This is a genomic window from Nonomuraea sp. NPDC003560 (assembly GCF_042878785.1).
Lineage (GTDB): Bacteria > Actinomycetota > Actinomycetes > Streptosporangiales > Streptosporangiaceae > Nonomuraea.
Genome location: NZ_JBIAOF010000008.1, coordinates 401,175 through 424,748, shown reverse-complemented (window position 1 = coordinate 424,748; position 23,574 = coordinate 401,175). Strand labels below are relative to the sequence as shown.

Genomic DNA, 23,574 nt, shown 5'->3' with positions numbered 1-23,574 from the left:
GGCGCGCAGAGTTTGGCTGCCGGGTCAGTGAACGAGGGGGGCCGGGCTTCTAGCGTCCGACTATTCCCCCCGATCACTCCCCGAGGTGGTTCCATGACATCCGCAACCGCACTCGCCAGGCTCGCCACGGGCGCTCTGCTCGTGCTGGTGGCCGGCTGCGCCGGAGCCGCGAGCTCCGGCGCGGCCCCCGACACGCTCCGCTGGGCGACGGGGACGGCCCCCAACAGCCTCGACATCGCCCACGGCTTCAACGACGCCTCCACGACCGTGCAGTTCGCCGTCCTCGACACGATGGTGACCCTCGGCCCGGACGGCAGGGTCATCCCGAGCATCGCCGCCTCCTGGACCCATCCCGACCCGCGCACGTACGTCTTCACCCTGCGCGAGGGCCCGAGGTTCAGCGACGGCACGCCGGTCACCGCCGAGGACGCCGCCTACTCCCTGACCCGCCACCTCGACCCCGCCGTGACCTCCCAGGCCGCCAGCTACGTCACGCAGGTCAAGAAGGTCGAGGCCACCGGCCCGCGCACGGTGAAGGTCACCCTGAGCAAGCCCAGCGCCAGCTTCCTGGCCACCGCCGCGCTGGCCTGGCAGATCGTGCCGAAGAAGCTGGCCGCCGCGCACCCGAAGGACCTCGGCTCGCCCGAGGTCGGCACCCTCGGCTCCGGCCCCTTCAAGGTCACGAAGTTCTCGCTCACCTCGGGGGTGACGCTGGAACGCAACGACCTGTACTGGGGCCCCAAGCCGGAGCTGCGCAGGATCGAGATCAAGGCGATCGGCGACCCCGAGACGCTGCGCCTGGCCGTCTCCTCCGGCGAGGTGGACGGCACCAACGAGATCCAGGTCAGCGAGACGCGCAAGTGGAGCGCCCTGCCCGGCGTCACGACCTCCTTCTACCCGGCCAACAACATCGCCTACCTGTCACTCGGCGTGCGCGAGGGGCCGCTCAAGGACGTGCACGTGCGCCGCGCCATCGCCCACGCCCTTGACCGGGAGGCGCTGGCCACGCTCATGACCAGCGGCCACGGCGGCATCGCCGACCTGATGCTGCCCAAGCCGCAGCTCGCCGCCCTGTACGGTGGCACGCCGCCGAAGCTGCCCGCCTACCCCCACGACGTGAACGCCGCCAAGGCCGAGCTGGCCAAGTCGGCCCACCCCAAGGGCTTCACCCTGGCCGCGCCGTACGACAGCGGCAGCGACGACGTCAAGGCGCTCCAGGCCGTCGCCGCCGACCTGGCGGTGATCGGCGTCAAGCTCGACCTCCAGCCGCTGCCCACCGAGCAGTACCGGCAGCGCATGTTCAGCCACCAGGACACCCCGCTGCAGCTCGTCGACCTGCTCTACGGCACCCCCGACCCGGGCGAGGTGCTGCCCGACCTGGTCAGCCGCGCCTCGGCCGGGCCCCAGGGCTTCAACTTCAGCGGCTACGGCTCGCCCGAGATGGACGCCCGGCTCGACGACCTCGGCAAGCGCGAGGGCGCCGACCGCGCCGCCGCCGTCACCGAGGTGCTGGCTGAGATCGCCGACCAGGTGCCGTACGTGCCGCTCTACACCAAGGAGGCCGCCGTCGCGCTGCGCAAGCGGTTCACCGGCCAGTTCGGCACCTGGACCATGAACGTCTTCAGCACCATCCGCCCGGCGGCCGGTGTCTGATGGCCTTCGTCGCCCGCCGCCTGGCCGCCGCGCTGCTCCTGCTCGGCGTGCTGTCCGTGCTCACCTACGCGCTGCTGGCGCTCGCCCCCGGGGATCCGGAGCAGGTCCTGCTCGGGCCGCGGCCCTCCACCGCGGAGTCGCGCGCCGCCGTCCGCGCGCAGTACCACCTCGACGACCCGCTGCCCGTCCGCTACGCCACCTGGCTCGGCGACGCCGTGCGCGGCGACTTCGGGGCCTCCCTCTACAGCCGCGAACCCGTCACCAGCGTCATCGCCGACCGGCTGCCCGTCACCGCCGGGCTGGCCGCCTACGCGATCATCCTCACCCTCGCCGTCGGCCTGCCCGCCGGGCTGGCCGCCGCCATGCGCAGGGGCGGCCCGCTGGACCGGGGCATCACGCTCTCCGCGCTGGTCGGCCTCGCGATCCCGCCGTTCGCGATGAGCATCCTGCTGCTGTACGGCTTCGCCGTCACCCTCGGCTGGTTCCCCGTCTTCGGCGCGGGCGAGACGTTCGCCGAGCGGGTCGCGCACCTGACGCTGCCCGCGATCGCGCTGGCCACCGGACAGGCGGCGGTCGTCATCAGGCAGATGCGGGCGGCCGCGCTCGACCTGGCCGGGCAGGACTTCATGACCTTCGCCCGGGCGCGCGGGGTCGGCCGCGCCCGCTACTGGATCGGGTACGCGCTGCGCAACACCGCGCTGCCCGTCCTCACGGTCGGCGGCCTGCTGCTGGCCGCCAACCTCACCGGCGCGCTGTTCGTCGAACGGGCCTTCGGGCTGCACGGCGTCGGCGAGCTGCTCGTCAGCGCCGTCGGGCAGAAGGACCTGCCCGTCGTCCAGGCGCTCGTCCTGATGGGAGGCGCCGTGGTGGTCGCCGTCAACCTGCTGATCGACCTGGCCTACCTCGCGGTGGACCCGCGGGTGCGTCACGGGGCGGTGGCCGCGTGAGCGTCGTGACGGGGACCGTGCGCCTCGGCGGACGGGCGCGGCGGCTGCGCCGGGCCAGGCCGGGGCCGCTGACGCTGCTGTCGGGCGGGATCCTCGCCCTGATGGCGTTCGCCGCCCTGTTCGGAACGTGGATCGCGCCCTACGACCCGGCCGCGCAGGACCTCGCGCTCGGCGCGACGATGCCGAGCTGGGCCCACTGGGCGGGCACCGACGAGCTGGGCCGGGACGTGTTGTCGCGCTGCCTGGCCGGAGCCCGCTCGGCGCTGCTGTGGCCGCTCGTCGTCGCGCTGGGCACGTGCGCGATGAGCACCTCGCTCGGGCTGCTGGCCGGCTACCGCCGCGGCTGGATCGACGCCGTCATGATGCGGGTGGTCGACCTGCTCATCGCGATGCCGGGGCTGCTCATGCTGATCGTCCTGGTGGGCGTGCTGGGCGGCGGCATCGGGTGGGCGGTGCTGGCGATGGCGGTGCTGTTCACGCCCGGCGACATCCGGGTGGTGCGCAGCCTCACCATGGCCCAGCGCGAGCTCGCCTACGCCGAGGCGGCACGTACACTCGGGCTCAGCCGCGGCCGCATCATGTTCAGGCACCTGCTGCCCAACATCGCGCCCACGGTCGTGGCCGGCGCGCTGCTCAGCTTCGTCGCCGCGCTGGTCGCCCTGTCCGGCCTGTCCTTCCTGGGCATCGGGCTGCCCGCCGGCACGCCCGACTGGGGGCTGATGATCGAGGAGAACCGCGGCCTGCTCGACCTCAACCCGTGGGCCGCGGTGGTGCCCGCCGCGCTGGTCACCGTCGCCGCCACCGCAGCCACCCTGCTGGGCGACCAGCTCTTCGAGAGGCTCTCCGATGCTTGAGACACGCGACCTGCGGGTCGTCGGCGACCGGGTGCTCGTGGACGGCGTGGACCTGACGGTCGCCGCGGGCGAGACCGTCGGGCTGGTCGGCGAGTCCGGCAGCGGCAAGTCCCTGACCGCCCGCGCCCTCGTCGGCCTGCTCCCGCGCGGCCTGCGCGCCGAGGGGTCGGTCGAGGTCGGCGGCGAGCAGCTCGTCGGCGCGTCCGAGCGGCTGCTGCGCGGCGTGCGCGGACGGCGGATCTCGCTGCTCATGCAGGACCCCTTCACCATGCTCAACCCGCTGAGCACGGCCGGCGCGCACATCGCCGAGACCCTGCCCGGCCGCACGTCCCGGCAGGAGCTCGCGCGCAGGCTGGCCGAGGTCGGCATCGACGACCCCGCCGTGGCCGGACGCTACCCGTTCCAGCTCTCGGGCGGCATGCGGCAGCGCGTCGCCCTGGCCGCCGCGCTGGCCGGCGACCCCGAGCTGCTCATCGCCGACGAGCCCACCACCGCGCTGGACGCCACCACCCAGCACGAGATCCTGGCGCTGCTGCGCCGCGTCCAGGAGGCCCGCGGCATGGGCGTGCTGCTCATCACCCACGACCTGCGCGTGGCGTTCGCCGTCTGCGACCGGGTCGCGGTGATGTACGCCGGGCGCGTCGTCGAGCAGGGGCCGGGCCCGGAGCTGGCCGCGGAGCCCGCGCACCCGTACACCGCGGGGCTGCTGGCCGCGCTGCCCTCGGCGGAACGCACGCTGGAGCGCCTGGTGGGCATCCCGGGCGCCGTGCCGCGGGCGGACGCGGTTGCCGACGTCTGCGCGTTCGCCACCCGCTGCGACCGGGCCGCCGACGCCTGCACCGCGGCCAGGCCGCCGTTGCGCCCGATCGGCCCCGACCGGCTGACCGCCTGCGTGCACGACACCGCCGGAGCCGCCCGGGTGGAGCTGCGCGAGGCCGCGCTCCCCGCCGCCCCGGCCGCCGGCGAGCCGCTGCTGCACATCGAGGACCTGCGCAAACGGTACGGCGCCCACACCGCGCTCGGCGGCGTGAGCCTGCACGTGAACCCCGGCGAGACCGTCGGCCTGGTGGGGGAGTCGGGCTCGGGGAAGACCACGCTGGCCCGGTCGGTGCTCGGCCTGATCACCCCCGACGGCGGCCGGATCCGGCTCGCCGGCCTCGACGTCACCGACCGCGCCGCCCTGGACCCGCGCGACCGCGCCCGCGTGCACCGGCTCGTCCAGTGCGTCTTCCAGGACCCCTCCACCTCGCTCAACCCCGCCATGACCGTCGGCGCGACGCTGGCCGAGGCGATCGCCAGGGCCGCGCCCGCCGACCGGATCGGCGTGGGCGAGCTGCTGGAGCTGGCCGGCCTGCCCGCCGCGTACGCCGCCCGCCGCCCCAAGGCGCTGTCCGGCGGCGAACGCCAGCGCGTCGCCATCGCCCGCGCCCTGGCCGTCCGGCCCGCGCTGCTGATCTGCGACGAACCGGTCGCCTCCCTGGACGTGTCGGTCCAGGCGCACGTGCTCGAACTGCTGCGCGGCATCGGCCGGGAGCTGGGCACCGGGATGTTGTTCATCACCCACGACCTGGCGGTCGTCCGCCAGGTCGCCGCCAGGACCGTGGTGCTGCTGAAGGGCGCGGTCGTGGAGGAGGGGACGACCTCGGCCGTCCTGGACGCCCCGGCCCACGACTACACCAGGCGCCTGGTGGCGGCCGTCCCCTGACATGACCGACGAATCTCGTACCCGGGAAAGGTAATACCCGCATGCACGACCTCATGCTGCGTGGCGGCACCCTGCACGACGGGTTCGGCTCGCCCGCCCGTACCGCGGACGTGGCCATCGGCGGCGGACGCGTCACCGCGACCGGCCGCGACCTCGGCCGGGCCGCCCGCGTGGTGGACGTGGACGGCATGGTCGTCGCGCCCGGCTTCATCGACCCGCACAGCCATTCCGACACCGTGCCGTTCATGGCCGGTGCGCAGCCGTTCAAGCTGTGGCAGGGCGTCACCACCGAGATCATCGGGAACTGCGGCTTCTCCTGCGGGCCGGCCGACCCCGAGTCGGCCCATTTCACCCCCGGGATCTTCGGCGAGCACGCCTTCACCACCTTCGGCGGCTACCTCGACGCCGTGGAGCGGGAGGGCACGACCAACAACCTGGCCGCGCTCGTCGGCCACAACACGCTGCGCACGGCCGTCTGCGGCATGGACGCCGCGCCGCCGCCCGGCGCGCTCGACCGGATGACCGAGCTGGCCGAGGAGGCGTTCGCCGCGGGCGCGTGCGGGTTGTCCAGCGGCCTGGAGTACGTGCCGGGCGCCTACGCCGGCACCGGCGAGCTGATCGCGCTGGCCCGCGCGGCCCGGCGCTGGAACCTCGTCTACGCCACCCACCTGCGCAGCGAGAGCGAGGGGCTGGCCGACGCGCTGGACGAGGCCGTCGAGGTCGCGGCGGCGGCCGGGGTGCGGCTGCAGGTCTCCCATTGCAAGGCGTCGGGCCGGGCCGTGCACGGCTCGTCGGCCATGCTGCTGGACAAGCTGACGGCCGCCCGGGTCCGGGGCGTGGACGTGCGGGCCGACGTGTACCCGTACCGGGCGTTCTGCACCGGGCTGGTCGCGCTGCTGCCACCCGCCGCGTGCGAAGGCGGCGAGCCGGAGCTGCTCAGGAGGCTGGCCGACCCGGCGGAACGGCGGGCGCTGCGCGCGCTGGCCGAGGATCCCGAGCGCACGACCGGCGTCGGCCTGTGGCGGGAGACGCACCCCGAGGACGTGCGGCTGCTGCGGCACTCCTCCGCCGCCGTCACCGGCCGCACGCTGGCCGGCCTGCTGGACGGCCGCGAGCCCTGGGACGCGCTGTGCGACCTGCTCATGGCCGACCCGCACGCCGACGGCGTCTTCCACACCATGCACGACGACGACGTCACCCGGATCATGCGGCACCCCCTGGTGTCGATCGGCTCCGACGGCGGGCCCCCCGACGGGCCGACCCACCCGCGCACGTACGGCACCTTCCCCACCTTCCTCGGCGAGTACGTGCGCGAGCGCGGGCTCGTGCCGATGGCCGAGGCGATCAGGAAGGTCGGCTCGGCCACCGCGGCCCAGTTCGGCCTGGCCGACCGGGGCTGGCTGGGCAGGGGAGCGGTGGCCGACGTGTGCGTGTTCGACCCCGCCGCCATCCGCCACGACGGCACCTACGACGAGCCCGCCACCCGCCCGGCCGGCGTCACCCACGTGCTCCTGGGCGGCCGCATGGTGATCGACGACGGCGAGTTCACCGGCGGCCGGCACGGACGCCTCCTGCGCGGGGGGCGGGCGTGAGCGGCCAGGGCCGGGTGACGCTCGGCGTGCTGCTCGACAGCCTCGGCGCGGAGACGGTGAGCGCGCTGTGCCTGCCGTCCGGCCGCCAGGCGATGGTGGGCGCGCCGGTCATCCACGGCTCCGACGAGCCGCTGGCCGCCTACCCCGGGGCGCTGCTGCTGGCCACCGGCAGGCCGGAGCCGTCCCTGCTGGAGAGCGCGGCCGGGGCGGGCGTGAGCGCGGTCGTCGTCCGGGCCGGGATCGGCGACGCCGCCGCGCTGACCGAGGCGGCCCGCGGCGCGGGCGTGGCGCTGCTGGCCGCCGCCCCCGGCCTGGCCTGGGGCCAGCTCTACGCCCTGGTGGACGCCCTGCTCGCGCTCGTCGCCCCGGCCGCGGACCTGGGCGGCGGCCAGGCGGGCGACCTGTTCGCGCTGGCCAACCAGGTCGCCGCCCGCGTGGGGGGCGCGGTGGCCATCGAGGACCTGGCCATGCGCGTCCTGGCCTACTCCACGATCGGCCAGCCGATCGACGACCTGCGCAGGGAGGGCATCCTCGGTCGGCGCGTGCCCGAGCACCCGACGAACGCCGAGGAGTACGCCGCCGTCCTGCGCTGCGAGGGGGCCGTGTGGAGCCACGAGCCGCGCGAGTACCTGCCCCGGCTGGCCATCGCGGTCCGCGCCAGGGGCGAGGCGCTCGGCACGATCTGGGCCATCCAGGCGGACGAGCCGCTCGCGCCCGACGCCGACGCCGTGCTCGCCGAGGCCGCCAGGACCGCCGCCCCGCACCTGGCCCGCCTCAGCCTGGCCGCCGACGAGGCCCGCCGGACCAGGGACGAGTGGGTGGGCCGGCTGCTGCGCGGCGCCGGCCCCGCCGGGGAGCTGGCCGCCTCCTTGGGCCTGCGCCCGGACGAGCCGGTCAGGGTGGTGGCCGCCGGGGACCCGGCCGGGCGGACCGACGTCTTCGCCGCCACGCACGCCGCCGACCTGCTGCGCACCGCCTACGCCGTCTACCGGATCAGGGCCGCCGTCGGCGCCGTGGACGGCCGGACGTACGCGATCGTGGCGGCCGGCGCCGGGACCGCGCTGCTGCGCCGCGTCACCGCCGAGACCCTCGGCCGGATCACCGACCGGCTCGGCGGGCACTGGCGGGCGGGCGTCGGACGGGTCACGGTCTCGCTCGCGCAGGTCCCGGCCGCCGCCCGGCAGGCCGAGGAGGCCCTGCGCGCGATGGGCGGCCCGTTCGCGGGCGGCGAGGTGGGCCTGCACGAGGAGCTGGCCGCCGCGCTGTTCCTGCTGGACGCGGCCGCCTCGATGCGGTCCGGCCCGGGGCTGACGGGCGAGCCGCTGTCCCTGGTGGCCGAGCACGACGCCGGGCACGGCACCGACTACGTCCGCAGCCTGCGGGCCTGGCTGGCCGCCCACTACGACGTGCCCAGGGCGGCCGAGGCGTTGTCGCTGCACCCCAACACGCTCAGGTACCGGCTGCGCCGCATCGGCGAGCTGATCGCGCTCGACGAGCCCGACGTCCGGCTCGTGCTGGGCCTTCAGCTGCGGCTGGCCGAGTTCGGGGCGTCCGGCGCGGGCGACGGTCAGAACCCGGCGTCCGGCACAAACGGCGGCGGCTGAAGTTGGGCTTGCGCGCCAACGATCCGGCGGCGGTCCGGCGGAATGCTGGTGCCATGCTCGATATCCGCATCCTCCACGGGACCTCCGAGTTCCAGGCCGCCGACCGGCTGCTGCGCCGCGTCTGGAACACCAGGGCGGGCGACGACCCGCCGGTGGCCGTCGACCTCATGTGCGCCCTTGAGCACACCGGCGGTTACGTCGGCGGCGCCTTCCTCGACGGCGTGCTCGTCGCCGCCGCCTCCGGGTTCCTCGCCGAGGGGGGCAGCCTGCACTCCCACGTCGTGGGCGTGGCCGCCGAGGCGCGGGGCCGGGGGATCGGCCAGGCGATCAAGGCGCACCAGCGCACGTGGGCCGCCGAACGCGGCCTGAACTCCATCTCCTGGACCTTCGACCCGCTCGTGCGCCGCAACGCCTTCTTCAACCTCGCCCGGCTCGGCGCGCGGGCCGAGCGGTACGTGCCCGACTTCTACGGGCCGATGAACGACGGCATCAACGGCGGCGACGTCACCGACCGCCTGTTCGCCCACTGGCCCGTCGACCCGGCCCCCTCTCCGGAGCGGTCGGCCCCGGGCGAGTCCCGGAAGGCCGAGGTGATCCTCGACGAGACCGGGGCGCCGCGCGAGCCGGGCGGCGCGGCCGTGCTGCGCTGCGCCACGCCCGCCGACGCCGAGCGGCTGCGGCGCGAGCAGCCCGCGGAGGCCGCGCGGTGGCGGGCCGCCCAGCGGGCCGCCCTGGGCGGCGCGCTCGCCCGCGGCTACCGGATCGCCGCCTTCACCAGGGACGGCTGGTACGTGCTGGAGCGCGCGGCATGAGGATCGCCGAAGCCGAGCTGCGCACGGTCGCGCTGCCCCTGATCACCCCGTTCCGCACCTCGCTCGGCACGCAGACCGTGCGCCGGGCGCTGCTGGTGCGGGTGCGCGGCGCCGAGGGGGAGGAGGGCTGGAGCGAGTGCGTGGCCGACGACGAGCCCACCTACAGCCCCGAGTATTTGGAGGGCGCGGCCGACCTCATCCGCCGTTTCCTGCTGCCCGCCCTGTTCGCGGTGCCGCGCCTCGACCCGGCCGGCGTCGGGCCCGCGCTGGCGCACCTGCGCGGCCATCCGATGGCCAAGGCCGCCGTCGAGACGGCCGTCCTGGACGCCGTGCTCAGGGCGCGCGGCCTGTCGCTGGCCGCCCACCTGGGAGGGGTGCGGTCCAGCGTGCGCGTCGGCGTGTCCGTCGGCATCGCGGACACCCTCGACGACCTGCTCGACACCGTGGACCGGCACATCGGCGCCGGGTACGCCCGGATCAAGCTCAAGATCGAGCCCGGCTGGGACCTGGAGCCGGTGCGGCTGGTGCGCGAGACGTTCGGCCCCGGCCTGATGCTCACCGCCGACGCCAACACCGCCTACACCCCCGCCGACGCCCGCCACCTGGCCCGCCTGGACGCCTACGGCCTGACCATGCTGGAGCAGCCCTTCGCCCCGGACGACCTGGACGGCCACGCCCGGCTCGCCGCCCGCATGGACACCCCGATCTGCCTGGACGAGTCGATCACCTCGGCCCGCTCCGCCACGGCCGCGATCCGGGCGCGCGCCTGCTCGATCATCAACATCAAGCCCGGCCGGGTCGGCGGCTACCTGGAGTCCCGCCGGATCCACGACCTGGCCCTGGCCGCGGACGTGCCGGTGTGGTGCGGCGGGATGCTGGAGACCGGGCTCGGCCGGACGGCGAACCTCGCGCTGGCCAGCCTGCCCGGCTTCACGCTGCCGGGCGACATCTCGGCGACGGCCCGCTACTACGAGCGTGACATCACCGCGCCGATCGAGCTGACCGGCGACTCCATCGTGGTGCCCGACGGCCCCGGCGTCGGCGTCACACCGGACCCGGACGCCCTGGCGGCCTTCACCACCGACCCGCCCGTCCGCGTCACCCCCGCCGGGTGAGACGGTCGGGCGTGGGCTGACCGGACGTTGTCACTCCTGCTCGACGAGGTGGTCGAGCAGGACCTGGCTGATGTCGGCGAGTTGCCGCAGCTGTTCCGCGGTGAGCAGGTCGACCAGGTGCTCACGGACGCTGGCCACGTGCTTCGGGGCGGCCGCCCGGAGCGCGGCGTGCCCGTCGTCGGTGAGCACGGCCAGCCACCCGCGCCGATCGCCGGCGTAGTGCTCCCGGCGCACCCACCCCTTCTGCTCCAGCTTGTTGACCGCGTGCGAGATGCGGCTCGGCTTGGAGTTGGTCCACTGCGCCAGCTCGCTCATGCGCATCGTGCGCCCGGGGGCCTCCGACAGCAGGACGAGCAGCTCGTAGTAGGTGGGCGGCATGTCGGCGGCCGCCATCAGGTCGCGTTCCAGGCGGTCGGTCAGCAGGCGGGTGGCCAGTCCGAACCTGCGCCACGCCTGCTGTTCGTCGTCGTTGAGCCAGCGGGTCATGCCCCGATCGTACTGGAAGGTTGCGTGCTGAAATAAATCTATGTACTGTCGTGCCGAATATTCCAGTGCTGAACTAATTGGAGCGCGACATGTACCCCAGCGAGCTGAGCGGCGACTACACCTTCGACCCGGCCCACAGCCGGTTCGGGTTCGTCGCCCGCCACGCCATGGTGACCAAGGTGCGCGGCAGCATCCCCGTCCAGGAGGCCACCGCCCGCCTGGACGCGGCCAACCCGGCGGCCTCCGCCGTCCGCGTGGTGCTCGACGTGGCCGGCATCCAGACCGGCAACCAGATGCGCGACGGCCACCTGCGCACCGGCGACTTCCTCGACGCCGCCGCCCACCCGCACATCGTCTTCGAGTCCACGTCCGTCAAGCACACGGGCGGCGACGCCTTCGAGGTCACCGGCGACCTGACGATCCGCGGGGTGACCCGGCAGGTCACCGTCCCGCTCGACTACACCGGCACCGCCGTCGACGCCCAGGGCGTGACCCGGGTCGGCTTCGAGGGCGGCACGGCGATCAACCGCAAGGACTTCGGCATGACGTACAACGCCGCGCTGGAGACCGGCGGCGTGATGATCTCCGACCGGATCACCCTGGAGTTCGACATCTCCGCCGTCAGGTCCGCCTGAGCGCGCGCGAGGTTTCTCGGCGTCCCAGCCAGGCGTCCAGGCGGGACAGCAACTCCGCCGTGGGGATCCTGCCGCCCGTCGATCCGGCGTACACGGCCCGGCAGGGCGCGCGCCAGACCCGCACCTCGGCGACGGCGCCGGTGGTGTCGCCCACCCACACCACGTCGAGGGCGGCCGGGCGGGTGAACCTGCCCAGGCCGCAGTCGGTGGCATTGGTGACGCTCTCCGTTCCGCCACGGTCGGTCACCGTGTCCACGGCTGTCGAGACATTGAGCAGCGACCGCACGGATTCAAGATCATCCGGGACGCGGGCCTGGGCCCGCAACCGCAGCACGTCCCCGTCGAGCCGGTACCGGCAGGCGGCGGCGGCCGACAGCGGGCTGGGCAGGAGGGCGCGCGAACGGAAGCCGCACGGGCGCCGGCCGCGCCTCCAGTTGCGCCCGGTAACGGCGGAGGAAGGCGTCGCTCGGATCGCCGAACCGCGTCCGGCCCGCGTACCGGGCGGTGCCGCAGTTGCGATCGACCAGCACGACGGCGGGCCGGCGCACGTCCCCGTAGTGCACGACGAAGGACAGGCTCGTGCCGTAGCCGACCGCGTTGCAGATCTCGCCGAGGTGGAGGTCGTCGCCCAGGACGCGGCCCTTGGCCGACTCGCGCCGGCGCAGCTCGGCCTCCAGCGCGTCGCGCGTCGGCAGGCCGTTGAGCTCGGAGACCATCGCGCCGACCCCGTCGGTGAGCCTCCTGACCGGCACCGCCGCCTGCCCTTGCGACCACGGCAGTGGCAGCTCGCACATCGTCACCGACACCGCGCCGCCGGCGGGGACCAGCTCCCCGGGCCGGTCACCGCGCTCCCACCCGCCGGCGGACGAGACCGGACAACCGTCGGCTCCGAGCCGCGGGCCCCGGGCGTTCAGCGGAAAGGCAGCGGAAGCCGCCAGCACCAGCGCGGCCACACCCGCGACCACCCGGCCGACGCGCAGCAACATGCCGGCAATGTACGCGCCGGAAGCCGGTCGGACCGCCTCTCCGGGGGGACTGCTTCACCGGGAGGGCTGCCCGGTGTCGTCGTGCTGCTGGGCGGCGGCGTCGGTGCGGGCGCCGGACAGGATGGCGTCGAGCAGGCCGGGGTAGCGGGCGTCCAGGTCCTCGCGCCGCAGGACGAGCAGGTTCTCCCGGCCCGACGGCTGCTGCCAGATCACCCCGCTGTCGCGCAACACCCGCCAATGGTGGGTCATGGTCGACTTCGCGGTGATCCCCAGCGTGTTCAGCACGCTGGTGCAGTTGTGCTCGCCCCCGGCGTCGAGGATGCGGACGACGGACAGCCGCACGCCGTTCCCCAGCGCCGACAGCACGTCTTCGACCCGGATCTGGTCGCGATCGGGATGACGGAATGCCATGGTCCAACTGTACCGCGACTGTCGAACAATCCCTCCCCGGTCTGGCATAGTACGACCGTACGTAAATCATCGTACGATCGTTTCGTGCGGCGGGCTTCCGCGTGCCCGCTCACCGGCTCCCTCCGAAGGGCGTTCCATGTCCACACCATCCACGCTGCCCGCGTCCGTCGCGGACGGCGTCAAGCCCCGGCTCGGCTGGACCCTGGCGCTGCTCGCCCTGGCCCAGCTCATCTACGCGCTCGACCTCAACATCGTCTTCGTCGCGCTCCCGCGGATCGGCGCCGACCTGGGCTTCCCCGGCCAGACCCAGCAGCTCGTGGTCAGCGCGTACGTCGTGTTCGCCGGCGGCTTCCTGCTGTTCGGCGGACGGGCGGCCGACCTGCTCGGCCGCCGCCGCCTCTTCGTGCTCGCCCTGGCCCTCTACGCGCTGTCCTCGCTGGCGGGCGGGCTGGCCACAGGCCCCGTCGTCATCATCGTCGCCCGCGCGGTGCAGGGCGTCGGCGGGGCGCTGCTGCTGCCCTCGACGCTGGCGCTGCTCAACAGCCTGTTCGCCGAGGGGCGGCAGCGCAACCGGGCGCTGGCCGTCTGGGGCGGCGCGGGCGCCAGCGGGCTGACGATCGGCGCGCTGCTCGGCGGCGTCCTCACCGAGAACTTCGGCTGGCCCGCCGTCTTCTTCGTCAACGTCCCCCTGGCCGGGCTGGTCGCGCTGGCCGCCCTGGCCGTCGTCCCGCGTGACCCGGCCAGGCGGGAACGGCGCAGGTTCGACATGCCGGGGGCGTTCACCGTGACCGGCGGGTCCACGCTGCTGGTCTTCGCCCTGGTCGAGGGGCCCGAGCTGGGCTGGGGCAGCCCCCTGGTCGCGGGCGCCTTCGCGGTGGCCGCCGTGCTGCTGGTGATCTTCGCGCTGGTCGAGGCCCGCAGCGCGGATCCGCTCATGCCGTTCCGGCTGTTCCGCAACCGCAGCCTGACCGTCGGCATGCTGGTCACCTTCGTCTACATGGCCACGTTCGGCGTCCTGCCGTACTTCCTCACTGTGCTGCTGCAGAGCGTCCACGGCTACAGCGCCCTGCAGAGCGGGCTGGCCTTCCTCGTCCCGTCGCTGGCCATCGCCGCCGGCACCCAGGGCGGCGAACGCCTGGCCACCCGGATCGGCACCCGAACCACGCTGCTGATCGGCTTCGCCGTCGGCGTCGCCGGGACCGCCGTCCTGGCCCTCGGCTTCGACGCCGACGCCGGGTACGGCCTGCTGATCCCCGGTCTCGTCGTCTCCGGCCTGGGTCAGGGCGTCGTCTGGACCGCCATGTGGATCGCCGCCGCCACCGGCACCCCCGCCCACGAACAGGGCGTCGCCAACGGCATCGCCTCCACCGCGCTCAACATCGGCAACGCCATCGGCCTGGCCGTCTTCACCGTCATCGCCGACCTCGGCACCGCGGGCCGGACCGGCCAGGCCCTGCGCGACGCCACGGCGGACGGCGGGTTCCTGGTCGTCCTGCTCACCGCGGCGGTGATGATCGCCGGCCTCCTGGTCACCCTCACCCTGCCCCGCCGCACGCCTGACCCGACCCCCTGACGGTCCGCCCCCTTACCCCCTGACACGGGCCTCGGCCGCCGCGAGCACCCCTTCGGTGCATGCGGCGGCCGAGGCGTCCGCGCCCGCGGGGCCGCCGTTCAGTGCTGGTGCGCCTCTTCCAGGGACGCCCCCGCCAGCCGCGCCCTGACCGCTCCGGTGAAGGCGGGGCACTCGAAGACGTTCTCGTGCGGGCAGGCCATGCCGTGCGCGATGGCGGTGCGCGCCACCTGGGCGCGGGCGATGCGCTCGTCCAGCTCGGCGAGTTTGCGCCCGTACAGCTCCCGCCACCCGTCGCCCGGCTGGGACCGGGCCGCGATGAACGTCCTGATCTCGCGCAACGTGAGGCCGACCTCGCGCAGCAGCAGGATCACCGCGACCAGCTCGGCCGCCGACGGCGGATACCGCCGCTGCCCCGAGACGCGCTCGGGCTCCGGGATCAGCCCGAGCTCCTCCCAGTAGCGCAGCGCGGAGGTCGCGACCCCGGTGCGTTCGGCCAGCTCGCCGATCGTCAACTGCTCACTCATGGGACCGCAAGCATACGTGAGCCCGCCGTCCTGGATCAGGCCCCGGCAGGCGGCGCGGCGGCGATCGGCGGCGCCCCGTGTTGACAGGGGCCGACCCCTCTCCTAATCTCTTCTTTAGAGAAGATAAATCTTCAAAGAAGCAAATGCTTCCGCGAAGTCACCTGAGGAAGGGCAACGACCATGAGCAACACCCTCACCGCCGCCGACGCCGCCGCCATCACCTCCGTGCTCGACCGTCTCGCCGACGCCTGGAACCGGGCCGACGGCGGCGCGTACGGCGACCTGTTCACCGAGGACGCCACCTACATCACCTACGTCGGCACCCTCTACACCGGCGCTCGCGAGATCGGCGACGCCCACCAGGCGCTGTTCGACAGCTTCGTCAAGGGCACCAGGCTGGCCAGTGAGACCGTCGGCATCCGTCTCGCCGGCCCCGACACCGCACTCGTCATCACCCGCGGCGACACCTACAAGGGCAAGCCCGGCAAGCTGCACAAGATCCAGACCTACACGATGATCCGGCGGGCGGACGGCGACTGGAAGATCGCCGCCTTCCAGAACACCAAGCACCAGGCCCTCATGGAGGCCATCTCCTTCACGTTCCAGCCCGCCAGCAAGCCCGCCGCCCACGTCTGCAACCCTCGCCGCCCCGCACCACGGAAGATGGCCCGCTCATGACCTCCCTCGCCGTCGTCGCCGCCACGGGCCGCACCGGACGTCTCGTCGTCGAACGCGCCCTCGCGGCCGGACACGCCGTCACCGCCGTCGCCCGCCGCCCCGGCGGCCTCGACCTCGACCACCCGCGGCTCGTCCGCCGCGCCGCCGACGTGACCGACCCCGAGAGCCTTCGTGACGCGCTGACCGGCCACGACACCGTGATCTCCGCCCTCGGCCCGTCCGGCCGCGGCCCCACCACGGTCTACTCGCAGGGGACCGCGGCGATCGTCGCGGCGCTGCCGCCGTCCGCCCGGCTCGTCGTGATCTCCTCGGCCGGGCTGGCCGTCCCGCCCGGCGCGGGGCCCGTCACCCGCCTGCTCGGCCGCGTCCTGCACCACGTCATGCGCCATCCGTACGCCGACATGGCCCGCATGGAACAGGCGCTCGCCGGGACGCGGCTGAACTGGACGGCCGTCCGCCCCACCGGCCTGACCGACCGGCCCGGCACCGGCCGCCCCCGCGTCTCGATCGGCGCGACCGAACGCCTGGGCGCCCGTACGTCCCGCGCCGACCTGGCCGCCTTCATCGTCGGACACCTCGACGACCCGCGGACCTACCGCCTGCCCGTCGCCGTCTCCTCCTGACCGCGACCTCGTCCTCACCGCCCCGGTGGAGGGGCGAAGGCGCCGGCCGTGGCGGCGAGCACGGCCGTCCGCGCCGCCTGCTCCGGCAGGTCCGGGTCGGGGGACGTGCGGAGCAGCACCAGGTGGTGGTAGAGCGGCGCGGTGGCGGCGACGAGCAGCCGTCGCGCGTCGGTGCCGGCCGGCAGCTCGCCCCGCGCGACCGCCCGCCTGACGATGACCTCGCAGCGGGTGTACCGGTCCTCCCAGAGCCGCCGCACGCCGCGAGCGGCCTCCTCCGAGCGGAACGAGGCGGCGATCAGGGCCGCGGCGATCGACGGCTGCGCGGTCATGGCCGCCTGGTTCTCGTGGTTGAGCGCCGTCAGGTCGCCCAGCAGGGAGCCGGTGTCCCGGGGCTGCCAGTCGTCGTCGCCGGTCGCCTCCAGGACGTCGGCGAGCAGGCCGCCGACGTCCCGCCAGCGCCGGTAGACCGTCGCGCGGTGCACGCCCGCGCGGGCCGCGACGGCGTCGAGGGTCAGCCCGTCGAAGCCGCGTTCCGCGAGCTCGGCGCGGACCGCGTCGAGAACCTGCGCGCGGATGCGACCGGTACGGCCACCCGGACGGCGGCGCGGCCCGGACGACGAACTCTCGGACGTCGTCGTTCCCTTACCCGTTTGCGAGGCGGACGTCGACATGCCACCATCTTAATGTACAAGTTGTCGCATTAGCAGTGGCGGAAGGTAGAGATCCATGAACGCCCGCGTCCCCGCCGACCCCACCGTCCTGCACCCGATGCCCGCCCAGCCACGGGTGGTGCTGCTGCGGCCGCTGGTCAAGTCCCCGCTGATCGAGGTGGGGGAGTTCTCCTACTACGACGACCCCGACGACCCGACCGCGTTCGAGACCCGCAACGTGCTCTACCACTACGGCCCGGAGAAGCTGGTCATCGGCCGGTTCTGCGCCCTGGGCACCGGCGTGCGGTTCATCATGAACGGCGCCAACCACCGCATGGACGGCCCCTCGACCTTCCCCTTCCCCACCATGGGCGGCTCGTGGTCCGACCACTTCGACCTGCTCACCGGCCTGCCCAACCGCGGTGACACCGTCGTCGGCAACGACGTCTGGTTCGGCCACGGCGCGACGGTGCTGCCCGGCGTGCGCATCGGGCACGGCGCGATCATCGGCGCCGGGTCCGTGGTCACCTCCGACGTGCCCGACTACGGGATCGTCGGCGGCAACCCGGCCCGCCTCATCCGCACCCGCTACCCGGCCGACGACGTCGCCCGCCTGCTCGCGGTGGCCTGGTGGGACTGGCCCGCCGAGCACATCACCGAGCACGTGCGCACGATCATGTCGGGCAGCGTGGCCGACCTGGAGGCCGCCGCGCCGGGCGCGCGTCGCGCCTGACCCGTCGTCCAGCACCCGTCCCGCCGCGCAGAACCCGAAATGAGTGATTCGCCCATGTCTCGCCGCCGCGCCCACGTCGCCATGGTCGGCATCCCCGCCGTCAGCCACGTCCTGCCCAGCCTGGAGATCGTCCGCGAGCTGGTGGCCCGCGGCCACCGGGTGACGTACGCCAACGACCCGGCGGTCGCCGACCTGGTCACGGGCACCGGCGCCGAGCTGGTCCCGTGCACCTCGACGCTGCCGGTCGCCGACAACGACTGGCCCGACGACCCCATCGCGGCGATGAGCCTCTTCCTGGACGACGCCGTCCAGGCGCTCCCGCAGCTGCGCGCCGCCTACGACGACGACCCCGCCGACCTCTACCTGTACGACATCGGCGCCTACGCCGCGCGGGCCCTGGCCGAGGCGCAGGGCCGGCCCCTGTTGCAGCTGTCGCCGACGTTCGTGGCCTGGAAGGGGTACCAGGAGGAGGTGGCGGCGCAGCTGTGGCGGCTGCCGGGGGCCGACGCCTACCGGGCCAGGTTCGCCGGCTGGCTCACCGGGTCCGGCGCCACCACCACCGACGTCGACGCCTTCTCCGGCCATCCGCCCCGCGCGCTGGCCCTGATCCCGCGGGCCATGCAGCCGCACGCCGACCAGGTCGACTCCGCCACCGTGACCTTCGTCGGCCCCTGCCACGACCTGCGCGGGCAGGGCGGCTGGACCCGTCCGGGCGGCGCCGCGAACGTGCTGCTGATCTCCCTGGGGTCGGCCTACACCCGTCAGCCGGAGTTCTACCGCCGGTGCCTGGCGGCCTTCGGCGACCTGCCCGGCTGGCACGTCGTGTTGCAGATCGGCAAGTACACCGACGTGGAGGAGCTGGGCGAGATCCCGTCCAACGTCGAGGTGCACCCGTGGGTGCCGCAGCGGGCGATCCTCGACCAGGCCGACGCGTTCGTCACCCACGCGGGCATGGGCGGCTGCTGCGAAGGGCTGCTGGCGGGCCTGCCGATGATCGCCGTCCCGCAGGGCGCCGAGCAGTTCGCCAACGCCGACCGGCTCGTGGAGCTGGGCGTGGCCCGCCGCATCGACACCGCCGACGCCACGGCCGAGGCCCTGCGCGCCGCGCTGGCCGAGCTGACCGGCGACCCCGAGGTGGCCCGCCGCCTGACGCGCCTGCAGGCCGAGGCGCGGGCCGAGGGCGGCACCACCCGCGCCGCCGACCTCGTCGAGCAGATGCTCGGCTGAGCCGCCGGGCCGGGCGGCGATGGTGCCCGGGTGAAGATCCCGTGGTAGGTACTCTCGGCATGGAGTTCTTCTGCTACCACCGTGACCGTCCCGGATCGGGCCCCCTGCGCGGGGAGTTGGGGGAGGCGCACTGGTCCTACATGGACCGGTACGAAGCGGAGCTGATCGCCCGCGGCCCGACCTTCGACCGCGACACCGACGCGGCCACCGGCAGCGTGCACATCGTCGACCTGCCCGGCCCCGCCGCCGCGCGGGCGTTCGCCTTCGACGAGCCCAACTACCAGGCCGGGGTCTACCGCGACGTGCTGCTCCGCCGCTGGCGCAACGTGCTGGGGCGCACCATGTGGGAGTTCCCCGGCGGCCGGCAGGGCGGCAACCGGTACCTGGTGCTGGGCCTCGGCTCCGGGCAGCCCGCCGACCTCGTCCCGCCGGCCGACGGCGACGAGCTGATCGCGTACGGGCCGCTGCTGTCCGACGACGGCGCCACCTGGGTCGGCACCGCGCTGCTGGTCCGCGCGCCGGACGCGGACGCGGCCCGCGCGGTCCTCACCGCCGACCGCTACGCCGGGATCGAGGTGCACGACTGGGGGTTCGGCGGCCGTCGATGACGACCGGCGGCCGGCAGTCGGGCGGGCGGCCGTCCGGCCTGCCGGCGTCCCCGCGCTGCCGCTGGTGTCGCCTCGGGGCGCCGGCGGTGGTGCTGCGGGGAACTCAGCGGGCGATCACCTGCACCTCGGGGAACCGTGAGGACGGCTTGCCGAGCAGGGTGCCTTCGCGTCGAAGATGCAGATCGAAGAAGGCCCTGGTGCAGGCGCGGGTGACGGCCACGGAACGCGCCGCAGGAAGCGTCCCGTTCACCGCTCGCAACTGCTCCTTCGACAGGCCCATCACCGCGGCCGCCTGTTCGTACACCACCGGCAGGTCGGTATAGGAATTGTGCTTAGCGCCGTTGGTCCGCACGTGCAGCCGCCAGCCCTTCAGCCGGGACCAGAAGGCCTTCTGCCCGCGGATGGGCTTGTCGAAGATCTCGGCCTCCATGAGCATGTACGGCTTGGCCAACCCCTTGGCGGCCACCTTGCCGAGGGCGGGTCCGTCCAGGTTCAGCACCGCCTTGATCCGCCGGTCCGCCAGCATCGTCGCGGCGGCCGTCGCTCCTCCGGCGGAATGGCCGAACATCCCGACCCTGCCCAGGTCGAACGCGCCACGCAGCCCCTCCGGCAGCGTCCGGCGTTCAGCGTCGGGGTTCTGCCCCTTGTTCAGCTCCTTGAGCCGGTCCAGCACGAAGCGCGCGTCAGCCACCCGCACCTTGATCTCTTCTGCCTTCTCCGCCAGCCGGCTCACCGGGACCGGCTTCAGCACGCGGCCGGTCACCGTGCCGTCGGGGAACTCCACCTCGCCGGCGTCGCCCGGATGGTCGATGGTGACCACCATGTAGCCCCAGCTGGCCAGTTCCTCGACCGTGGTGGTGTTCATGGAACGGTCGGCGCCGTTGCCGGGCGAGAACAGGACGACGGGCAGCCCCCGGCCGGCCACGCGGGCCCCTTCGCGGCCATGGGTCAGGGGCAGGCCGACAGCCGCGGGCGACAGGCCGTTGCTGCGGTAGAAGGCCTCGGCGGCGCGAGGCGGCAGCCAGGGCGCGGCGGGGTGGCCGTCCGGACGGCGCGTGGGGTACCACAGGCTGACCATCAGCTCACGCCGGTCATGGGCCTTGATCCACGGGTCGGCCCTGGAACCGTCACGCAGGTGCAGTGTGACAGTGCCGATCTCGCGTGGGCCCGTCGGCTGCGGCAGGGTCACGGTGACGGGCTTCGACCTGGCCTGTACGGCGGGTCCGGTGAGCAGGAGGCCGACCGTCACCGCGGCGGCCAGACCCCGTCGGAGAAGTGCGTGATTCATGACCGCCACGCTAGGGAGACGCAGCGCGCAAAAACTCCGTACCGGAGATGATTTCGGCACTCATGCGCATGAACGAAGCCGCCGTCCACCTGGAGGGGAGGGCACGGCCGGCTGGGCCTGGACACCGAATGCACTTCCTGCTAGCGACGGCGAATTCGTCGAGCAGGTGGTGGGGCGGCACCCGTCTTCGGCGGCCGTCGATGACGACCGGCGGCCGCGACGGTCAGACGGCCTCGGAAGGCTCGGCGGGCTCATCCGGCTCGCCGGGCCCCGCGTCCCGGAGCGCCTCCACCGCGGTGACGGCCTGGGAGACGCGGTCGTGGATCGTCACGAGCTCGACGGTGCCGGTGATCTCCAGCAGCCGGGACACCGTGGGCTGGAGACCGGCCAGGTGCACGTCGACGCCGTGCGCGCGGGCCAGCGTGGCGGCGGCGAGCAGGACGGACAGGCCGGAGCTGTCGAGGAACGTCAGCCGGTGCGCGTCGATGATCAGGTGCTCGTCCAGGCTGCGGCGCACCTGGTCGAGGTAGGTCTCCAGGTGACCGGAGGCGGTGGCGTCGACCTCGCCGGCCACCGTGATCACGGTGATCCCCGGCAGGTAGCTGCTGGCCAGGTGCATCACAACCGCTCCACATCATCCGGCAGCCGATCGAGCAGGGCGTCCGCGGCCGCGCCGACGGCCTCCTCCACGCAGGCGTGGATGTGCAGCGTGTCCCACACCCCGGTGATCTGCAGGATGCGGGCCGGGATGTCCCGCACGGCGGCCAGGCGCAGGCTCCCGCCCGTGTCGTGGACGTCGTCGTGCGCCCGCAGCAGCACGTGCAGGCCGCTGCTGTCCATGAAGGTCAGCTCGCCCAGGTCGAGGATCAGGGACCGGCCGGGGCGGTGGGCGTCGCGGATGGCGGACTCCAGGCGATCGGCGTTGGTGGCGTCGAGCTCACCGGAAACCGTGACCAGCGCGCCGGCCGGAACCGGCCGGCAGCTCATGCTGAGCACGGACATGGCGGCCTGATGGCGGCGCTCGGCGCGACGGCGAGGTACGTCTGGGATACGGACATCTTTTGTTCCCCAAGTGGGCCTGGCCGGTAGGGGCGGCGTCGGGGCCGCCCCACGCCCCAAGGTTAGGGGCGAAGAGGGTTGCAGGAAAGAGCTTTCGTCATAGGATCTTCAGGTAAGCATTTCCGTCCGCCCCGCGGATCCGGGACGTCCAGGTAGAAAGCGTCAGAGGCTGTGCCCGACCCTGAAGACCATCCGGCGACGTGGACGTTCCTGACCCATCACGCCCGCGTGCTGGTGGAGATCGCCCGCGACCCCGACGCGCGGCTGCGCGACATCGCCGCCCGCATCGGCGTCACCGAACGCACCGTGCAGAACATCGTCTCCGACCTCTACCAGGCCGGCTACCTGACCCGCGAGCGGATCGGCCGCCGCAACCGCTACAGCCTCGACCTCGACCGGCGGTTCCGCTACCCGACCGAGGCGGGGCTGCCCGTCCGCCTGCTGATCGACATGTTCACCGCCCACGACCTGCCCACCGAGGACGGCTGACCCGCCGCGGCCGGGCCGGGCGGACCCGTCCAGGGCCGCTAAGCTGCGCGTATGGCGCGGATTCTCCTCCTGCACTCGATGTACGGCCTGCGGCCCGCCGTCCACCAGGCCGCCGACAGGCTCCGGGGGGCGGGGCACGAGGTGCACGTCCCCGACCTCTATGACGGCCGCGTCGTCGACACGCCCGAGGAGGGCATCGCGATCAAGGAGGAGATCGGCAGCGAGGAGCTGCTGAAGCGGGCCATCACGGCGGCGGCCCCGCTGTCCGGCGACGGCCTGGTCTACGCCGGCATCTCCCTCGGCGCGGCCATCGCCCAGAACCTCGCGCTGGGCGACGAGCGTTCCCAGAGGCTGCTGCTCATGCACGGCACCTCCGACATGGCCGAGGGCGCCGTCGCCGACGACCTGCCGGTGCAGCTGCACGTCGCCGACCCCGACTTCTACGAGCCGGTCGACTGGCTCAACGCCTGGTACCTCCGGATGCGCCGGGCGCGGGCCGACGTCGAGGTCTTCCGCTACCCGGGGGTCGGCCACCTGTTCACCGACCCCGGCCTGCCCGACTACGACGCCCCGGCCGCCGAACGCGCCTGGGCGGTCGCCCTCGACTTCGTCGCCGGGCTCTGACCTCCGCCCCGGCCCGGGTACGACCCCGGCCGCCCCGGGTAGGGGCCGGGGATGAGGTTCGGGAACTGGGAAGTGCGACCGCTGGGCGGCTGGCCGGGCTGCCTGGCGATGATCCTCATCTCGCTGCTGCTGTCGGCCGTGCTCACGGTCGTCGTCAACTGGCTGCTGCGCTGACCGGCCCCCGTATGGACGTCAGGCCAGCGGGGTGACGTCGAGGCGTCCGCCGTCGCACACCTGGCCGGCGTCGAAGGGCACGTTCAGGTACGAGCGCTCGTCCGGCGGGATGACCAGCAGGCGGGCGGGGCTCGGGCAGGCGGTCTCGGCGCCGGTCTCGACGACCGTCCAGTGCAGGGTGGTGCGGGCGCTGCCGCCCGGCTTGACCGTCACCCGGTGCTTGGGGCCGGCGGTGCGGCGGACGCGGGTGCGCAGGGTGTCGCCGTGCTTGTCGATCATGATCAGGCCGGGGTGCCCGTACAGGGTGCAGGCGGTCCGTGAGCTGTTGGTGAACACCAGCGGCGCGTTCCTGTTGCCCGCGCCGGCGTCGATCGTTCCCAGGCGCACCTGGAGCTGGGCGGCCGAGCAGCGGCGGACGGGGGCGGACTCGCCGGCCAGCGCCGGCGCGGCCCCGCCCGCCAGCAGCAGCCCGGCCACGAGCGTGGCGGTGGTGAAGCGTCTCATGTGGTTTTTGACGCAGGGAA

At 73.9% G+C, this 23,574-nt stretch carries 28 protein-coding genes; 18 read left to right on the top strand and 10 right to left on the bottom strand.

The features are described 5' to 3' along the window. Positions 1 to 93 precede the first annotated feature (93 nt). From ACFYUV_RS30800 to menC, 8 genes are read left to right on the top strand one after another with little or no spacing between them, the layout of a single operon-like run. Entirely contained in the window at positions 94 to 1,653 is a 1,560-nt protein-coding gene (locus tag ACFYUV_RS30800) for an ABC transporter substrate-binding protein (RefSeq protein WP_387674183.1), read from the top strand. Further along, positions 1,653 to 2,600 (top strand): ABC transporter permease, encoded by a 948-nt coding sequence (locus ACFYUV_RS30795; RefSeq protein ID WP_352325726.1) that lies wholly within the window; start codon positions 1,653 to 1,655, stop codon positions 2,598 to 2,600. Before ACFYUV_RS30800 ends, ACFYUV_RS30795 begins: the two co-directional genes overlap by 1 nt. Continuing rightward, positions 2,597 to 3,454, top strand: a complete 858-nt coding sequence (locus ACFYUV_RS30790; protein ID WP_352355187.1) for an ABC transporter permease — start codon at positions 2,597 to 2,599, stop codon at positions 3,452 to 3,454. Before ACFYUV_RS30795 ends, ACFYUV_RS30790 begins: the two co-directional genes overlap by 4 nt. Next, positions 3,447 to 5,159, top strand: coding sequence for an oligopeptide/dipeptide ABC transporter ATP-binding protein (locus ACFYUV_RS30785; RefSeq protein ID WP_387674179.1), 1,713 nt, complete (start codon positions 3,447 to 3,449; stop codon positions 5,157 to 5,159). Before ACFYUV_RS30790 ends, ACFYUV_RS30785 begins: the two co-directional genes overlap by 8 nt. A gap of 41 nt (positions 5,160 to 5,200) precedes the next feature. After that, complete coding sequence (locus tag ACFYUV_RS30780) at positions 5,201 to 6,751, top strand: amidohydrolase family protein (RefSeq protein ID WP_387674176.1); 1,551 nt, start codon at positions 5,201 to 5,203, stop codon at positions 6,749 to 6,751. After that, a complete protein-coding gene (locus ACFYUV_RS30775) occupies positions 6,748 to 8,355 on the top strand; it encodes a PucR family transcriptional regulator (RefSeq protein WP_387674173.1) in 1,608 nt (535 codons plus the stop codon). Before ACFYUV_RS30780 ends, ACFYUV_RS30775 begins: the two co-directional genes overlap by 4 nt. A 53-nt stretch (positions 8,356 to 8,408) precedes the next feature. Beyond that, positions 8,409 to 9,167 (top strand): GNAT family N-acetyltransferase, encoded by a 759-nt coding sequence (locus ACFYUV_RS30770; protein WP_387674170.1) that lies wholly within the window; start codon positions 8,409 to 8,411, stop codon positions 9,165 to 9,167. Next, on the top strand, positions 9,164 to 10,282 hold the full coding sequence (gene menC, locus ACFYUV_RS30765) for an o-succinylbenzoate synthase (RefSeq protein WP_387674167.1): 1,119 nt from the start codon (positions 9,164 to 9,166) through the stop codon (positions 10,280 to 10,282). The genes ACFYUV_RS30770 and menC overlap by 4 nt, the downstream gene beginning before the upstream one ends. A 30-nt stretch (positions 10,283 to 10,312) precedes the next feature. Here the strand turns inward: menC and ACFYUV_RS30760 are convergent, their stop codons facing one another. Continuing rightward, positions 10,313 to 10,768, bottom strand: a complete 456-nt coding sequence (locus ACFYUV_RS30760; protein ID WP_358299336.1) for a MarR family transcriptional regulator — start codon at positions 10,766 to 10,768, stop codon at positions 10,313 to 10,315. 89 nt (positions 10,769 to 10,857) lie between these two features. Between ACFYUV_RS30760 and ACFYUV_RS30755 the strand changes: the two genes are divergently transcribed. Further along, on the top strand, positions 10,858 to 11,403 hold the full coding sequence (locus ACFYUV_RS30755; protein ID WP_387674164.1) for a YceI family protein: 546 nt from the start codon (positions 10,858 to 10,860) through the stop codon (positions 11,401 to 11,403). Here ACFYUV_RS30755 and ACFYUV_RS30750 read toward each other — a convergent pair. The 3 genes from ACFYUV_RS30750 to ACFYUV_RS30740 are packed head-to-tail and all read right to left on the bottom strand — an operon-like array spanning position 11,390 to position 12,800. Beyond that, complete coding sequence (locus ACFYUV_RS30750; RefSeq protein ID WP_387674161.1) at positions 11,390 to 11,689, bottom strand: hypothetical protein; 300 nt, start codon at positions 11,687 to 11,689, stop codon at positions 11,390 to 11,392. The genes ACFYUV_RS30755 and ACFYUV_RS30750 overlap by 14 nt on opposite strands. A gap of 10 nt (positions 11,690 to 11,699) precedes the next feature. Beyond that, positions 11,700 to 12,389: a hypothetical protein gene (locus tag ACFYUV_RS30745; protein ID WP_387674158.1), complete on the bottom strand. Its 690-nt coding sequence runs from the start codon at positions 12,387 to 12,389 to the stop codon at positions 11,700 to 11,702. Between the two features lie 54 nt (positions 12,390 to 12,443). After that, positions 12,444 to 12,800: an ArsR/SmtB family transcription factor gene (locus ACFYUV_RS30740; RefSeq protein WP_387674155.1), complete on the bottom strand. Its 357-nt coding sequence runs from the start codon at positions 12,798 to 12,800 to the stop codon at positions 12,444 to 12,446. A 136-nt stretch (positions 12,801 to 12,936) separates the two neighbouring features. On the opposite strand from ACFYUV_RS30740, the gene ACFYUV_RS30735 reads away from it, so the two are divergent. Then, positions 12,937 to 14,373, top strand: a complete 1,437-nt coding sequence (locus ACFYUV_RS30735) for an MFS transporter (protein ID WP_387674152.1) — start codon at positions 12,937 to 12,939, stop codon at positions 14,371 to 14,373. A gap of 98 nt (positions 14,374 to 14,471) precedes the next feature. On the opposite strand, the gene ACFYUV_RS30730 is transcribed toward ACFYUV_RS30735, so the two are convergent. Then, positions 14,472 to 14,897, bottom strand: coding sequence for a MerR family transcriptional regulator (locus ACFYUV_RS30730; RefSeq protein WP_358299351.1), 426 nt, complete (start codon positions 14,895 to 14,897; stop codon positions 14,472 to 14,474). Between the two features lie 180 nt (positions 14,898 to 15,077). Between ACFYUV_RS30730 and ACFYUV_RS30725 the strand changes: the two genes are divergently transcribed. Both ACFYUV_RS30725 and ACFYUV_RS30720 read left to right on the top strand, forming a co-directional pair. After that, on the top strand, positions 15,078 to 15,575 hold the full coding sequence (locus tag ACFYUV_RS30725) for an SgcJ/EcaC family oxidoreductase (RefSeq protein WP_387674148.1): 498 nt from the start codon (positions 15,078 to 15,080) through the stop codon (positions 15,573 to 15,575). Next, positions 15,572 to 16,198 carry an NAD(P)-dependent oxidoreductase gene (locus tag ACFYUV_RS30720; protein ID WP_387674145.1) on the top strand — a complete coding sequence of 209 codons (627 nt, stop codon included), beginning with the start codon at positions 15,572 to 15,574 and terminating at the stop codon, positions 16,196 to 16,198. Before ACFYUV_RS30725 ends, ACFYUV_RS30720 begins: the two co-directional genes overlap by 4 nt. A 14-nt stretch (positions 16,199 to 16,212) precedes the next feature. On the opposite strand, the gene ACFYUV_RS30715 is transcribed toward ACFYUV_RS30720, so the two are convergent. Beyond that, positions 16,213 to 16,869, bottom strand: a complete 657-nt coding sequence (locus ACFYUV_RS30715; RefSeq protein WP_387674142.1) for a TetR/AcrR family transcriptional regulator — start codon at positions 16,867 to 16,869, stop codon at positions 16,213 to 16,215. 55 nt (positions 16,870 to 16,924) lie between these two features. Here ACFYUV_RS30715 and ACFYUV_RS30710 point away from each other — a divergent pair, with 55 nt between their 5' ends. The 3 genes from ACFYUV_RS30710 to ACFYUV_RS30700 are packed head-to-tail and all read left to right on the top strand — an operon-like array spanning position 16,925 to position 19,416. Then, entirely contained in the window at positions 16,925 to 17,581 is a 657-nt protein-coding gene (locus ACFYUV_RS30710; protein WP_387674139.1) for a CatB-related O-acetyltransferase, read from the top strand. 54 nt (positions 17,582 to 17,635) lie between these two features. After that, positions 17,636 to 18,808: a macrolide family glycosyltransferase gene (locus ACFYUV_RS30705; protein ID WP_387674136.1), complete on the top strand. Its 1,173-nt coding sequence runs from the start codon at positions 17,636 to 17,638 to the stop codon at positions 18,806 to 18,808. Between the two features lie 41 nt (positions 18,809 to 18,849). Then, entirely contained in the window at positions 18,850 to 19,416 is a 567-nt protein-coding gene (locus ACFYUV_RS30700; protein WP_387674133.1) for a YciI family protein, read from the top strand. 103 nt (positions 19,417 to 19,519) lie between these two features. On the opposite strand, the gene ACFYUV_RS30695 is transcribed toward ACFYUV_RS30700, so the two are convergent. The 3 genes from ACFYUV_RS30695 to ACFYUV_RS30685 all read right to left on the bottom strand — a co-directional run bounded on the left by ACFYUV_RS30695 (position 19,520) and on the right by ACFYUV_RS30685 (position 21,706). After that, entirely contained in the window at positions 19,520 to 20,605 is a 1,086-nt protein-coding gene (locus tag ACFYUV_RS30695; protein WP_387674130.1) for an alpha/beta hydrolase family protein, read from the bottom strand. A 322-nt stretch (positions 20,606 to 20,927) separates the two neighbouring features. Continuing rightward, entirely contained in the window at positions 20,928 to 21,323 is a 396-nt protein-coding gene (locus ACFYUV_RS30690) for an STAS domain-containing protein (protein WP_387674127.1), read from the bottom strand. Further along, entirely contained in the window at positions 21,323 to 21,706 is a 384-nt protein-coding gene (locus ACFYUV_RS30685) for an STAS domain-containing protein (protein ID WP_387674124.1), read from the bottom strand. The genes ACFYUV_RS30690 and ACFYUV_RS30685 overlap by 1 nt, the downstream gene beginning before the upstream one ends. Before the next feature lie 228 nt (positions 21,707 to 21,934). On the opposite strand from ACFYUV_RS30685, the gene ACFYUV_RS30680 reads away from it, so the two are divergent. Genes ACFYUV_RS30680 through ACFYUV_RS30670 form a run of 3 tightly spaced genes read left to right on the top strand, consistent with a single transcriptional unit; the run spans position 21,935 to position 23,050 of the window. After that, positions 21,935 to 22,252 carry a helix-turn-helix transcriptional regulator gene (locus ACFYUV_RS30680; RefSeq protein ID WP_387674121.1) on the top strand — a complete coding sequence of 106 codons (318 nt, stop codon included), beginning with the start codon at positions 21,935 to 21,937 and terminating at the stop codon, positions 22,250 to 22,252. 51 nt (positions 22,253 to 22,303) lie between these two features. Continuing rightward, positions 22,304 to 22,876 carry a dienelactone hydrolase family protein gene (locus ACFYUV_RS30675; protein ID WP_387674118.1) on the top strand — a complete coding sequence of 191 codons (573 nt, stop codon included), beginning with the start codon at positions 22,304 to 22,306 and terminating at the stop codon, positions 22,874 to 22,876. Positions 22,877 to 22,927: 51 nt separating this feature from the next. Further along, the gene (locus tag ACFYUV_RS30670) at positions 22,928 to 23,050 is read left to right on the top strand and encodes a hypothetical protein (RefSeq protein WP_358299463.1); all 123 of its coding nucleotides are present in this window, start codon (positions 22,928 to 22,930) and stop codon (positions 23,048 to 23,050) included. A gap of 18 nt (positions 23,051 to 23,068) precedes the next feature. Here the strand turns inward: ACFYUV_RS30670 and ACFYUV_RS30665 are convergent, their stop codons facing one another. Continuing rightward, entirely contained in the window at positions 23,069 to 23,554 is a 486-nt protein-coding gene (locus ACFYUV_RS30665) for a DUF4232 domain-containing protein (protein WP_387674115.1), read from the bottom strand. Positions 23,555 to 23,574 lie beyond the last annotated feature (20 nt).